Origin of the sequence: Namhaeicola litoreus (genome assembly GCF_042679565.1) — a bacterium.
Lineage (GTDB): Bacteria > Bacteroidota > Bacteroidia > Flavobacteriales > Flavobacteriaceae > Namhaeicola > Namhaeicola litoreus.
The window spans coordinates 100,191-114,150 of sequence record NZ_JBHTMY010000003.1 but is presented as its reverse complement, the minus strand read 5'-3'; the positions used below and the strand labels follow the sequence as shown (position 1 = coordinate 114,150).

Annotated in this window: 10 protein-coding genes; 1 reads left to right on the top strand and 9 read right to left on the bottom strand. The window is 37.5% G+C overall.

Annotated features, from left to right (window positions below; all coding sequences use genetic code 11):
- Positions 1-19 precede the first annotated feature (19 nt).
- The 3 genes from ACFQ39_RS07765 to ACFQ39_RS07755 are packed head-to-tail and all read right to left on the bottom strand — an operon-like array spanning position 20 to position 3,994.
- Complete coding sequence (locus tag ACFQ39_RS07765) at positions 20-1,300, bottom strand: APC family permease (protein WP_377177757.1); 1,281 nt, start codon at positions 1,298-1,300, stop codon at positions 20-22.
- Positions 1,297-2,862: a serine hydrolase gene (locus ACFQ39_RS07760; protein ID WP_377177755.1), complete on the bottom strand. Its 1,566-nt coding sequence runs from the start codon at positions 2,860-2,862 to the stop codon at positions 1,297-1,299. Before ACFQ39_RS07760 ends, ACFQ39_RS07765 begins: the two co-directional genes overlap by 4 nt.
- Positions 2,863-2,866: 4 nt before the next feature.
- The gene (locus ACFQ39_RS07755) at positions 2,867-3,994 is read right to left on the bottom strand and encodes a PQQ-dependent sugar dehydrogenase (protein ID WP_377177753.1); all 1,128 of its coding nucleotides are present in this window, start codon (positions 3,992-3,994) and stop codon (positions 2,867-2,869) included.
- 105 nt (positions 3,995-4,099) lie between these two features.
- Between ACFQ39_RS07755 and ACFQ39_RS07750 the strand changes: the two genes are divergently transcribed.
- Positions 4,100-4,594 carry a heme-binding domain-containing protein gene (locus tag ACFQ39_RS07750; RefSeq protein ID WP_377177751.1) on the top strand — a complete coding sequence of 165 codons (495 nt, stop codon included), beginning with the start codon at positions 4,100-4,102 and terminating at the stop codon, positions 4,592-4,594.
- Between the two features lie 5 nt (positions 4,595-4,599).
- On the opposite strand, the gene ACFQ39_RS07745 is transcribed toward ACFQ39_RS07750, so the two are convergent.
- The 6 genes from ACFQ39_RS07745 to ACFQ39_RS07720 all read right to left on the bottom strand — a co-directional run bounded on the left by ACFQ39_RS07745 (position 4,600) and on the right by ACFQ39_RS07720 (position 13,940).
- On the bottom strand, positions 4,600-5,364 hold the full coding sequence (locus ACFQ39_RS07745; RefSeq protein WP_377177749.1) for a creatininase family protein: 765 nt from the start codon (positions 5,362-5,364) through the stop codon (positions 4,600-4,602).
- A 33-nt stretch (positions 5,365-5,397) separates the two neighbouring features.
- Positions 5,398-8,442: a hypothetical protein gene (locus tag ACFQ39_RS07740; RefSeq protein WP_377177747.1), complete on the bottom strand. Its 3,045-nt coding sequence runs from the start codon at positions 8,440-8,442 to the stop codon at positions 5,398-5,400.
- Between the two features lie 225 nt (positions 8,443-8,667).
- Complete coding sequence (locus ACFQ39_RS07735) at positions 8,668-10,395, bottom strand: amidohydrolase (protein WP_377177745.1); 1,728 nt, start codon at positions 10,393-10,395, stop codon at positions 8,668-8,670.
- A 97-nt stretch (positions 10,396-10,492) separates the two neighbouring features.
- Positions 10,493-10,897 (bottom strand): hypothetical protein, encoded by a 405-nt coding sequence (locus ACFQ39_RS07730; protein WP_377177743.1) that lies wholly within the window; start codon positions 10,895-10,897, stop codon positions 10,493-10,495.
- A gap of 90 nt (positions 10,898-10,987) precedes the next feature.
- Positions 10,988-11,479: a hypothetical protein gene (locus ACFQ39_RS07725; RefSeq protein WP_377177741.1), complete on the bottom strand. Its 492-nt coding sequence runs from the start codon at positions 11,477-11,479 to the stop codon at positions 10,988-10,990.
- A gap of 88 nt (positions 11,480-11,567) precedes the next feature.
- On the bottom strand, positions 11,568-13,940 hold the full coding sequence (locus tag ACFQ39_RS07720) for an arylsulfatase (RefSeq protein WP_377177740.1): 2,373 nt from the start codon (positions 13,938-13,940) through the stop codon (positions 11,568-11,570).
- Between the last annotated feature and the right edge of the window lie 20 nt (positions 13,941-13,960).

Genomic DNA, 13,960 nt, shown 5'->3' with positions numbered 1-13,960 from the left:
TAAAATATTTTCATGCAATTTAAGCTTTTTTGGATATTTTATCTGTAATAAAATATATTAGTACACCTACGACCAAAGCTATCATCACCGAAATAAATTCGCTTGTATTGGAGTTTGAAAGTAACCACAATGAAATCAACATCACAAAAATGGCAAAGGCAACTCCACCCTTTACTCGAAAAATATGACTATCTCTAAATCCTTTTTGTCTTAATTTGATTAAGGTCAATGAAGTCATAAAAATAATCATCACTTTTGTAATCACACTTAGACCCAAAGCATAGTAAAAGGTATTGCTTATTGATACGAGTAACACAAGAACTGAAAAAATGATAATGGACAGATTTGGTGTAGATGTTTTAGGATTAAGTTTTCCAAACATCTTGGGTAACTGTTTCTTTTTACTCATGGCAAATGGAACCCTGGAACCGATGAGGACAATCGAATGAAGTGTCCCTAGAATTGAAAAAAGAGCACCCAGACTAATCAAGCTACCACCCCAAACACCCGAAAATTCATATGCAGCTTCTGCCAAAGGTTTATTAGAAGATGCCAAATCAGGTAGTGTTCCCATACAAACAAATTGTATCAAAAGATAGAATGTAGCTACAATTATAATACTGACGACCAAGGCAAAAGGAATTGTCTTTTTTGGATTTTTCACTTCTCCTGTATTGACTAAAATGGCTTCAAATCCAGTAAATGCAAAAACCAACACCAAAATAGAGGAGGATAAATTTGATATTGAAGGAATCTCTCTATGTCTTAAAATGAGATCCTTATCGATATAAAATATACCTACCGCGATAAATAAAAATAAAGCTGATAGCTTTGTAATCGTAAGAAGGTTACTCGCCAATTTTGCATTCTTAACACCTCTGTAGTTCAACAAAAACAAGAAGAATGTGACTAGTGCAATGGTAAGAATTCTGACATAGGTCTGTTCAAATACATGAGAAAAAAAAGATAAATAAGTGACCAATAAATTCACCAAAGCCGCATAGGTTGCAATACGAGAAATAAATAATAACCAACCTACAAAAAAGCCAAACAAGGGGCCTAGGGTCTGATAAACATATAAATAAGGACCACCGGTATTTTTAAACTGACTAGAAACTTCGGCAAAAACCAGAACCACACAAAATATAATCGCAGCACACAAAACCATGGCTGCCAAGCTCCAAAATCCTGAAAGAGCATATATTTTAGCCGGCAAGCCAAAGATCCCGGCACCTATGATACCGTTGATGATGAGAAAAACCATGTCCCATTTACCGAATTCTCTTTTTAAGGTTGTCAATGACGTATACGCTTAAAACTGAGGTCCTGAAAATCAAAACTAAAATCGATATTGGGAGAGATTCCTTTCATTTTCATTTCACTTACATTATTTTCTTTATCCGTTTCAAAAATCACAAAAGCATCAGCATTCATATCTTGATATTCCCATTTTACGGCAAAAGTGTTGTCTTGATAAAATTCCAATTGACCATTTAACTTTGGCGAACGATAGGATTTGATAAATATTTTTGACCCTTTCTCATAAACCTCCACTTTTCCAAACCATGGGTCTTCATATAACCCAACATACTTCGACGCTTCAATTTTTACACTTCGATGAGATGCTACAGTCTTCCAAACTTCTTCTGTAACCTGATCTCCGGTTTGTTTTGACTTTTGTAATCTCTCGACATAAAAAGTGAGCCAATCTGTTTTGTCAATAGGTAAATACGCATCCACTATGATGTTGCTAACCGCTGAAAAAAACGCTCCGCCTCCCGGTTCTGTGTTTGTCAAAACTACAACCCCTAAATTTAAATCGGGAATCAACACTGTTTTTGATAGCATTCCCGGTAAACCGCCGGTATGTGACACATGTAAATATCCATTGACATCCTTTAAGAACCATCCCAATCCATAGCCGAAAAAATGCGTATTGTATTGATCTCCTTGAGGTGTCTTAAGAGGCGTATGAATTCTCCACATTTCCTGCTGTGATTGTTCTGAGAATAAAACATGATCCAATTGATCACCATATTTCCCTTCATTTAATTGTACAAGAAGCCATTGACTGAGATCATTGATATTCGAAAAAATTCCTCCGGGTGCCGCGTTGACATTTTTGGTAAAATGTGAGATTTCTCGCAGCTTACCACTGTCAGCATTGTGAGGTGAAGCTAAACTTTTGGGATCCTTTATTCTGGGCCAAAAACTATAGGTCTGCTCCATACCCAAAGGTGCAAAAATCCTTTTTTCAATAAAACTTTCAAAACTCACTCCGCTTACCCTGGCCACAATTTCTCCTGCTACGTAATACAATAAATTATCATAATCAAATTGAGTGCGAAAAGCAGATTGAGGTTCAAAATATTGAAAAACACTTAAAATATCCTTCATTCCAAAGTCAGAACCATCCGGAAAAAACATCAAGTCACCTGCGCCTAAACCTAACCCGCTTCTATGGGTAAGTAAATCCTGAATATTAAAATTCTCGGTGACATAGTCATTATACATCTTGAATTCAGGAATGTATTTGATTACCGGATCGGTCCAATTGATTTGCTTTTCATCTACCAAAATGGCCAACGCAGCTGATGTAAATGCTTTTGAATTGGAGGCGATGGCAAAATTTGTATACTCATCTACCTTTTCTTGGGTCTGAATAGATTTTACACCATAGCCTTTTTTATGCACAACCTGCCCGTCTTTTATCACCAGAACAGCCACTCCGGCCACTTGCATCCTTGCCATGGATGTTTGGACAAGTTCGTCTATTTGATGACTGCTGAGCTGTGCAAAGCCAAGTGTGGAAAAAAAGAAAGCGACAAATCGAAAATAAAACTTCCGGGAGTTTTGCTTCATCTCTTTACTTCTTCGGGAGAATTTTAACCACACCTTTGTGCTCTACTGCGGCATAAATATAACCGTCTGGACCCTGTCTGACATTTCTTACCCTGCCTATATCTTCGAGTAATTTGATCCTTTCCTTTACTTTTTTATCTTGTAGTACCAACATTTCCAAGTACTGAAATTTTAAGGAGCCAACCAATAAGTTCCCTTTCCAGCCCGGATAAAGATTGCTCGTAATAATTTCCATACCGCTGGGTGCAATAGAAGGCACCCAATAATGCAGGGGTTGCTCCATACCGGGCATAGCCGTTTTATCGGTGATTGGCGTTCCATTATAATTAATCCCATAGGTAATTACCGGCCAGCCGTAATTAGCTCCTTTTTTTATTACATTGATCTCGTCTCCTCCTTGTGGTCCGTGCTCATTTACCCATATCTCTTTGGTATGAGCGTTAAAAACCATTCCCTGAGGGTTCCTGTGTCCATATGAAAAAACCGCTTTTTTGGCGTCTGGTTCATTTACAAATGGATTATCTGCAGGAATGGAACCATCGTCGTTGAAACGATAAATTTTGCCCCCATCTCTAGACAAATCCTGAGGATTCACATCATTTTCTCCGCGATCTCCAATACTGAAATATAAAAATCCTTTATCGTCAAACCGGACCCGGGACCCAAAATGCTGTACTTTCTTGGTGTTGGGCATGGCCTTGTATAAAACTTCTATATCTGTTAAGGTTTGGTTTTTTAGCTTTGCCCTGGCAAGACAGGTATTCCCTCCTTCTCCTCCTCCCTCGGTTGAACCATAAGTGAAATAGATCCATCCCGTTTCCGCATAATTGGGATGTACCTCAATATCCATCAAACCACCTTGTCCGTTTCTATAAATTTTGGGCACGTTTTGCACTTCAGTCTTGACGCCATTTTTAAAATGGTATATCTTTCCATTGATCTCCGTCACCAACATGCTGCCATCAGGCAACCAAGTCATCCCCCAGGGAATGTCAACTCCTTCCGCAACTACCTCATAGGTATAATTCTTCGGATCTGTTTTTATCAGTTCTTCATTTAACTTTTTGTGATCCTGAGAGCAAGCTAAGAAGTAAGGCAATAATAAAACCAGATATAACATTTTTTTCTGCATGGCAACTGTTTTTTTATTTGAAAATTATCGCTCCAAATTAAGAAAATCTATCCATTCCGTGAAACGATCTAACATTTTTACTAATTTAGATTTAAAATTTACTCCATGATCAAAAAATTAGGGTACGTGCTATTGGGCATTTTGGTTATCGTTCAATTCTTCAGACCTGAGAAAAATATTTCAAATGATTTGACCAATGACCTTTCTACCAAATACGAGGTGCCAAATGAGGTAAAGAGCATCTTAAAAGTAGCCTGTAATGATTGTCATTCCAACTTGACCGTTTACCCCTGGTATGCGAATATTCAGCCTGTGGCTTGGTGGTTGAACGACCACGTGGTCGACGGAAAAAAGCATTTGAATTTTTCAGATTTCACACAACTGCCCATCGCTGTTCAAAACCATAAATTCGAAGAAGTGGTAGAGGTATTAGAAGAAAATGAAATGCCCTTAGAATCTTACACCTATTTAGGTTTGCACAAGGAAGCCAATTTAAATGCAGAACAAAGAGAAGTCCTTATGAATTGGGCAAAAGGACAAATGGCGTATCTAAAGAATAATTACCCTGCTGATAGCTTGATATTAAAACGACGAAATTAAAATCCCTAACCATACATATTATTTACATCCATATGACACAAGTCTGTCATTACTTTTGCTATCTTTTGGGTCACTGCCTTAAAAAATAACTCACCTTTTTTCGAAGTGGCATTTTCTGGGCTTCCAACACCTGTATCTTCGCTAATTTTTGACCATTTCCGCTCTGTCCATAACCAATTTTCGGAGAATTCAGAGATTTTATGTTTCTTTTCCTTTCCCTCTCCCCACTCTTTTTTTGGCAAAACAAATTCAGGTTTTAAATACAACAACAAACTTGTTTCCATTTCATCAGCATGATCACCTTCTAGTTCAAAAAAATCATGGCGATTCATGGCTTGAAACCAATTGCTTGTGGCCAGAAACATCTGGGGAAACTCGAGACCCAACTCCCGCAACATGGTTTTAAAATCATTTCCTCCATGGCTGTTTAGTATCAAAAGCTTATGAATTTTCTGCCCATTTAATACCGTAATGATATCTCTTAAAATAGCTAATTGTGTGGATGGATTTAAATTGATATCGAGATAAATATCACTCTGACCGGTATTTACCCCAAAAGGAATTGTGGGTAATAGCATAACTTTAGATCCATTTTCCCAGGCAATTTTTGTGGCTTCTGCACCTATTGAATCTGCTTCTATATTATCCGTAGCATAAGGTAAATGCCAATTGTGTGCCTCAGTAGCCCCCCATGGCAATACCGCCAGTTCGATTTTTTCTTTGTGTAAATGTTTCCAATTGGTCTCTGCTAAAATATAAGGTCTTAACATCGTGTGTTCCTTCAGGGGTTATTCATGTTTCTTTTAAAATGGTAAACGTTTTATGACGGCCTCTTTTCTCGCCATTAGTTCCTGGTCTGCCTTTTCTCTTTTTCTATCGCTTTTCGCAAAGAAGTATTTATACCTAGCCTTCGTCAGGTCCATATTATTCCCTTGGTCTGTGCCGATCACATCAATTCCCATCTTGAGTAAAGGAATAGGGGTTTTTAAAACCGAAATATGGAAAGAATAACTTCCGTTAAGTTTTTGCACTCCACCAAGGGCTAAACGATATCGATCTACTTGGAACTCTGACGGAAAGACCTCTAGCACCTGATCTTTATACTGCAAGGCAAAAGACATCTCGTCAATGATATTTTTTTCTTTGTTTTTAAAAAACAGCTTTTTTGCAATTTCTTGAAAAGTTTCACTATCCATAATTACCATATTTTTTCCAAGAATTCTCGCGATCAATTCCAATTTGTTTGCAGACATACCCAAATTAGCATCCATATTCGCTCTTCCTTTCATTCTAAAGTTCACATTTCCGTCAAAGGAACCAGCCATTGGCATGATCGAATCCAAAACAGGAAACATATCTATTAGATTTGCCAAATCTATATCGAGCAGTTTAAAATCCATATTCAGATTTGCCAACTGTTTACTTTTGGCTTCATAGGTGGATGAGGTGTACATCTTTGCTCCATTTGTGATCATACTCAAACTATTCATCTCTATTTTTTGGTCTTTCAAAGTGACTAGTCCATTCAAATTTTTTAAAATGAGTTTACCCATTTTTACTTCCTCCAGCTGGGTATTCCAAATAAACTCAACACCTTTAGGTACAACAAAAACAGAAGTGCTATCGGCAGTTTCCACATCTGCTATGGTGACCATTTTACTATCCGGATCTTTATCTTCTGCTTTTTCATTCTTCTCTCCTTCATTCAGCGTCTTTATCAACTGATTGACATCGGTAAATTTAGAATTTATGTTTAGCTCACCTTTTAGTAGTTCATCTCTAAAAAATCTACCTCCAAAATTAGCTAGTTTTCCACTTGCTGTAAAATCAGACCTACCTAACTGCATATGTGCCTTTTCTAAATTGATTATGCCTTCACTTAATTTCAAGCTTGTTTCGGGCATTTTAAGCTCCAGTGGAAAAGAAGGTGTATAAAGTATCAAGCTCCCAAATGAAATTTCCCCATTCAGTGGCCACAAATTTTTTTCATTTTTTTCTGTCGACACGTTATAACGTCCCTTTTTTATGGCGAAATAATTATTTTTTGACTTGATACCAACTGAATCAATTTCAATGACCATTTTTACTGATGGCTTAACAGGATTTAACTCGGATGGATTGACAAAAAAAACTCCCTTTGAATATCTAATCTCCCCTTTTAAAGTATCGCCAATATTAAATTTTGATTGTTTCAATTCAAATTTTGATTTAATTCTGCGGATTGATGTCGTATCCTTTTTGGGTATCGCTCCATATTCAGCAAAAAGTTTCGCAACAGTAAATTGTAATTTTTCATTTTGTTGTAGTATAAGATCGCTTATATCAATTCGACCTCCTCTTACTTTTGTTCCTGCATCCGATAAAATAGTACTTTCATCTGATTGAATGAATTCCATCTTACTGTACTTTGTTGAAAAAACATTTTGCCTTTGGGTATTTTCTATGAAAAAATTTTCGAACATAAAAAAACCTTTCCCTTTTATATCGCCATAATTTGATCGTTCAATATCGTCTTTGGTAAATGATAATTCAACTTTAGAACTAAAAATGCCGGCTAGTTTTATTCCTTCTTTAAAGGGTATGGTTTTTTGCAATTCTCCAAAATCAACCTTTCCATCTAAATTTGCATTGAACCTTGTATTATCAAGCAGATCAGACACATTTGCATCAATCTTTATAGCGGTATTATTCCCTATAATTTTACAATTCTCAATTTTCACAAATGATATTTCCTCCTTAGTCGGATCGATAAAAAGAGTCATTTCTGCCTCTAATTCATCTATTTTGTTGGGCATTTCTTTGTAAGCAAGCTCACCATTTTTTATGTTTAAAGCTGCGTTTACGGTAGGAAGGCTATTCTTGCCATAGGCTCCCTTGATATTGCCATCAAGGTTTACTTCTCCTTTTGAACTCGGAATGGATTTTTTATTGATGACACTTGGTGGAAGCAAGCCCATTAAATTTTCTATACTGGCGTTTTCAAGACCAAAATTCAAGTCGAGATCAAGTATTTTTTTTTCTTGATTCAAGGCAATATCCCCATTCAATACAAATGCTGCATCATTTAATATGAGCTTCGTCTTTTCAGTATGCAAGGCTTTGGTCACCCTATCCATTTCGAGTTTAGAAACAATTCCCAGACCAAAATCGTGCAAAAGGGTATCTCCTTTTTTAAATAAATTGGAAGAATTTGACTGGCAATCTATATCCAAAAGAATCTTTTTTGGATCGTATTTTGCCTTTAACCGCAATTCAAGTTCCTCCAAACTTGAAAATAAATTGGTAAGCCCATTCTCAAAAAACAAGTATCCATCTCTTATTCGTACATCTTTGATATCAATTTTTGCATCAAACTCAGTTTCTGTAACTGGTGAGTCTGGTTGGGATTCAATGGAATCTGTTGTTTTTAAAATATCCCAATTCACTTCTCCGCTTTCGCTGATAAAAGCATAAATCTGTGGCTTTTCAAATATCAAGTGGTTGATCACAATTTTATTCCTTAAAAAAGCCCACGGATTTACTGTTACCTGACAACGCTCAAAAGATACAACAGTATCCCTTCTTACAGTGACGGCAGATTTAATAGAATCATTTAAATGATTCACGATGGCGCCATCATCTATTTCTAAAGTGAAACTAGGGAAAGTTTTAAAAAAACTGAGTTCGATACTTTCTGCCCTCATTTCAGCCTCTAAATTCTTATTAATCGCACTGACTATTTTAGGAGTAATTTTTTCCGGTGTAAAAACAAAATTTAGAGCAAAAGCAATGATAACAAAGACTAGAATAAGTAGCCCCAAAAGAACTTTTCCAAGGTTAACGGCTATTTTTTTCAAAGAATAGGCCATAAAAGATTTGGTTATAGGTTTGCACTATAAATGTAAGAATTTCTGTTGGATTGAGTGAAATGAACGGCAGATAGTCCTATGTTCTAATCAACTCAAATGTGGCTATCTATTAAAATCACTAAATGACAAATATGATAAACATTAGGGTTCGCCACTAATATAAAAAGGCATAATTCAACTTTTATCACAAAAAAAAGAGGCTTCGTTCGAAACCCCATCCTTTTATTATCTCGATCGTTTAAAAACTGTTTTCCCTTCTTTGATCGTTTCCAAGACTTTGATATCCTTTAATATCATCGGATCTACTTTTAAAGGGTTTTTATCCAAGATGACCATATCGGCCAATTTTCCTTCTTTCAATGTACCCTTTTGATTTTCTTCATAAAATTGGTAAGCACCCCAGATGGTAATTGATTTCAAGGCCTCATAAGTGGTTAATCTTTCATCAGGTCCCATTACTTTACCACTTCTGCTCACACGATTCACTGTTGTCCATAAGATCATCATTAAATTTGGCAGGGCTACTGGCGCGTCTGTATGGCTGGTAACAACTACTCCCTTATTCAATGCAGATTTGATCGGACTGATCTGTTGCGCCTTTTCCGGACCAATAATCTCATCATACCAATCTCCCCAATAAAAGGTATGCATTGGAAAAAATGAGCCAATCACTTCATATTTTTTCAGGCTATCCAATTGATCCATCCTGATCAACTGTCCGTGAATTAGTGAGGTGCGTCTATCTTTATTTCCATATTCAGCAGAAGCCTTGTTCAAAACACGAAAAAGCTGGTCTGCTGATGCATCAGCGTTACTATGTACACTCAATTGCCAGTTATTGGCAAAGGCCGTATCGACAATTTTTTGTACATCCTCATCTTTAGGAATCGCCGGATAGCCCGCATAACCTTTCTTTTGTCCGTCAGGTGGAAGTAAATAAGGCATGGTTCGCCAGGCTGTTCTTCCCTGAGGTGAACCATCTAGGGTAAGTTTTAATCCCGCAATACGGTACCCGTCTTTATAACGTTTGCTATTCCATACGCTATTCATATAAGGTGTAAAGGCATAATCTATCAAAGAGGCAACATCAATATAAAATTTTCCTCTTTTCGCATAATCCGCCAATTGTTCATGATTACCCATGGCACGTCCCTCTACCGCTGTGGTATAACCAAAACTGGCAGCCATTTTTTGCCCTTCATCCATATAGAGATCTGCTAATTGGGGTTCTACAGGACTTATATTTTTGATCATGACCGGAATGGCGGCCAATTCCTCCAATACACCATTGGGTTCTTTCGAGCCCTCCATTCTTCTGATCACGCCACCTTCAGGGTCTGGTGTATTTGCATTCATTCCAATCACTTCCAAACCTTTTGAGTTGAGAACACAAAAATGACCCGAAATATGAACAACCATAATTGGCACATCTACAGAAACCTGATCCAGATCCTCCTTTGTTGGAAATCTTTTATCTTCCAAAACGGCATCATCAAATCCCATACCCACAATCCAGCCCTGGGTCTTATCCGTACCGTTTATTTTATACCAGTCTTTCAATTCGTTGATCATATCAGCAATCGAATTGCAATTCCCATCAGGACTGGCTAACAGATTTGCTGTTATTGCCTGGGCACCAAAACCATAAAAATGAGCATGTGCATCAAAAAAACCAGGAACGAGCGTTTTTCCTTCTAAATCTACCTCCTGTGCCTTACCGCCAAATTGTTCCAACGCTTGAGTCTTGGGGCCAACAAAAATGATTTTCCCCTCACGTTGCACAAGGGCTTCTGCATAAGTGGGTTCATCCCCTTCCATGGTAAGTATATCACCACCGTAATACAGGGTTTGTTGTAAGGCATAAGGTTCTGCATTTACTTCTTGCTTTTTTTCCTCTGTTTTGCAAGAAAAAAGCAGTAGGGTTACGAATACGGTGAAGGTCAATTGTTTCATTTGGTAAATTATTTGGTTAGTACTCAAATATAAATAAATAAAAATTCAGGGATTAGATCAAACCTTATATTTTTTGCTGTTTTTCTTAAGCCTGCGCTCAATTCACCTCCTCAATATCATTTACTTCTATCACAGGATTTGTCATAAAGGCCACGATAAAAGCAAAAGTGATCATGATATAAAAGGTGGCTAAAATGAGCAGATAAGCGTTGAGCATGCCTACAGAAAATTTCACCAAAATAATACTGGTAGACATAAAATGTATAAGATTGATAATTAGAATAGGTCGCCCATAGACACCGCCAATAATGGTGTTTTTTGACATCCAGTTAAGAATAGCCAAACCCAAATATAAAGAACCAGCAATCTGAAGAATTAAATTCGTAAACGGGATTTGGTCTTGATCAAATATCTGTAAAATCTCCTGCGGAAAAAAAGACAAACTCACTCCTAATACACCTAACATACAAGCACTAAAAATCAACAAAATTCTGGAAAACATAGCAAATCATTTAAACGTAAAGATAATCATTCTTAAATTTACATCTAAAATCGAATTGATTCGTAAATGAACTGAAGAATTGGGGATCTGCTATTTTTCAATGGGAGAGATCAACAATTCCATCAAACCACCTTTTCCTAATTTCGTTTTTATAACCGAACCGAAGTTGTAAAAAAACAATGCTCCAAAAACACAAATGACATTAACTATGACATGGTAAAAACTTGCACTTTTACCTAGGTTTTTAATTGCATTCCAAAACCCTCCAAATTCATGACGTGTTTCAAAGGCGTGTTCCAATAACATTAAAATCGCAGTTCCTGCCAGATATAAAAGCGTACGTAAAAAAATATGAACAATCGCTGGCTGATTCTTTCCTCCAAAGGATACATTTTGTAAAATAACAACTGCCTTTGAGGCTACCAGTGACCCTATAATAACGACAGATACGCCAGAAAACTTAATATTATATTCCTCTAACAAAAGTACTTTGATTAACATAAGCGCTGCAAACCAAATAAGAAAATAGATCCATGCGAGCAAGACTGATTTTAATTCTTTCAATATTTTTTCTGTAGTCATCTAATTGAAGGTCTTCAAAGGTTATTTCTTTTTTAAAGACACATCCACACCATTTTGCATGGTACGGATGTGTTATTTTCTTGCTAACTTATTTCAATTCAATGACAACTTTAGGGATATGGCCATTAAATTTTGACTTGTTTTCTGATCCAATTGTTTCAACAACGGGCGTTGCTAAGTCTATTCCTACATCGGTGGTTTCATCTGCAGAGAATATAGCTGGTTGGGTTTTGTCAATTCTACCTTCTCCTGCTTTTTTTCCATTAATATAGAAAGTTCCTAAACCTCCTTTTGCAAGACCTCCACCATCATAAGCGAAATCAAATTTGACGGTATATTTACCGGGTTTTAATTTTTCTGTAGCCCTCACTGTATATCTTTCCATTCCTAAGAAATTGTAATCATAGGCAGGAACACCATCCTGTACATATAATGCCCAACCTCCGAAGCGACCACCTTGGGCAATAATAATTCCATTGGCAGATGCTCCTTCTTCAACTACAATGTCTGCTGTAATAACAGAGGATTTATTTTTTAAGCTCAGAAAAGTGTTTTCGGTCATACCCGTCATACCTTCCGCTAATGTTAATGAAGTTCTACCTTGCATGATATCAGGACGACCCACATTTTCTGCAATCAAGCGCTCAAATACGCGATCGTCTATGGGTAATACGTGATTTTTTTCAGCCTCAGACATAAAAAGCGCCTGCAATTCTTTTAATTTTTCAGGATGTTCAGCTGAAATATCATTGACCAAACTAAAATCATTTGCTACTTCATAAAGCTCCCAAATATCTTCCTCCAAAGGTCTCCTTGGTGTTTTTTCCCAAGGTGCTCTATGAATGGTTCGTGCATACCAGCCATCCTTATAAATAGCTCTATTCCCGAACATTTCGAAATATTGAACTGTATGTCTCTCTTTTGCACTCTGGTCATTAAAAGTATAAAGCATACTTGTTCCATCCATTGGGTGTTGTACTACGCCATTTACTTCTGTTGGCTCCGGCAAACCTATGGCTTCTAAAATAGTGGGAGCCACATCAATGACATGGGTGAATTGTGTTCGCAATTCTCCTTTTGCTTTGATTCCCTTTGGCCAACGAACAGCCATTCCAACCTTTGTTCCACCGTGATCAGATCCCATTTGTTTGGTCCATTTATAGGGTGTATCGAACATCACCGCCCAACCTGCAGCCATATGAGGATAAGTGTGCGGACCACCCCAATCATTCACTTTCTTCAACATGTCCGGCACTGTTTCAGCTACGCCATTAAAATAGGTCATTTCACTATACATACCATTGGTTCCTCCTTCTGCACTTGTGCCATTATCTCCGTACACAAAAATCACCATGGTGTTATCTGCTTGACCAATTTCATCGATGGCTGTTAATAGACGACCAATTTCATAATCTGCCATATCTACATAAGCTGCAAATACTTCTGCCTGCTTTGTAAATAGCTTCTTTTCATCAGCTGATAGACTTGCCCATTCCTGTATAGCTTTGGGTTTAGGCGCCAGTTTTGTCCCTTGAGGAACAATGCCCTTTTCAATCTGACGAGCCAAAATTTGTTCGCGCATAGCATCCCAACCTCCGTCAAATTTTCCTTTCCACTTGTCGATATAACTTTGTGGGACATGGTGTGGGGCATGAACCGCGCCAGGTGCGAAATACATAAAAAATGGTTTATCAGGTGTTAGGGCTTTTTGATATTTCATCCAAGCCGTCGCCTGATCTGTCATATCCTTCATAAAGTGATAATCTGGATCCTCCGGTAATTCAACAGGATGAACGCCATCGTAAATAAAAGGGGCCCATTGATTGGTTTCTCCACCGAGAAAACCGTAGAATTTATCAAAGCCTTGTCGGGTTGGCCATCTATCGAATGGTCCAGAAGTATTTGCTTCCCATGCGGCCAATTCATGCCATTTACCGAAAGCTGCCGTAGAATAGCCATTTAATCTTAACGTTTCTGCTACAGGCGTCACGTTTTGTGGAATGCTTCCCGTGTTTCCGGGGAATCCTGTACCTGTTTCTATGATACTACCCATGTTATTTACATGGTGATTACGACCACTCTTTAAGGCAGCGCGTGTAGGTGAACATACTGCTGTCGTGTGAAAATTGTTGTAGTACAATCCTTCATTTGCAATTTTGTCGAAGGTAGGTGTAGGTACAGGCCCCCCAAAGGTACTTGTTCCGGCAAAACCTAGGTCATCGACCAAAACGAGAATTACATTAGGCGCTCCGTCTGGGGCTTTCACTTCGAAAGAAGCAGGCATCTTTGCATTACGTACATCTAATTCTGTAAAAGTTGGAGGTGTTGGTTCTTTAATAGGAAGAATAGTTCTGTCAATATCCCCTGTGGAGACAGCGACAGTTTCATTCTCTTTAGTTGGTGTAGTGCAACTAAACATGCCTATAAGCATTAAAATAAGTAAGAAATTTATTGTTTTCATGGTAAATAATTTTCAATGCT

Coding starts and splice junctions, on each gene's coding strand:
- ACFQ39_RS07740 (WP_377177747.1), bottom strand. CDS start 8,442: ATGGCCTATTCTTTGAAAAAAATAGCCGTTAACCTTGGAAAAGTTCTT.
- ACFQ39_RS07735 (WP_377177745.1), bottom strand. CDS start 10,395: ATGAAACAATTGACCTTCACCGTATTCGTAACCCTACTGCTTTTTTCT.
- ACFQ39_RS07745 (WP_377177749.1), bottom strand. CDS start 5,364: ATGTTAAGACCTTATATTTTAGCAGAGACCAATTGGAAACATTTACAC.
- ACFQ39_RS07730 (WP_377177743.1), bottom strand. CDS start 10,897: ATGTTTTCCAGAATTTTGTTGATTTTTAGTGCTTGTATGTTAGGTGTA.
- ACFQ39_RS07720 (WP_377177740.1), bottom strand. CDS start 13,940: ATGAAAACAATAAATTTCTTACTTATTTTAATGCTTATAGGCATGTTT.
- ACFQ39_RS07760 (WP_377177755.1), bottom strand. CDS start 2,862: ATGAAGCAAAACTCCCGGAAGTTTTATTTTCGATTTGTCGCTTTCTTT.
- ACFQ39_RS07725 (WP_377177741.1), bottom strand. CDS start 11,479: ATGACTACAGAAAAAATATTGAAAGAATTAAAATCAGTCTTGCTCGCA.
- ACFQ39_RS07755 (WP_377177753.1), bottom strand. CDS start 3,994: ATGCAGAAAAAAATGTTATATCTGGTTTTATTATTGCCTTACTTCTTA.
- ACFQ39_RS07750 (WP_377177751.1), top strand. CDS start 4,100: ATGATCAAAAAATTAGGGTACGTGCTATTGGGCATTTTGGTTATCGTT.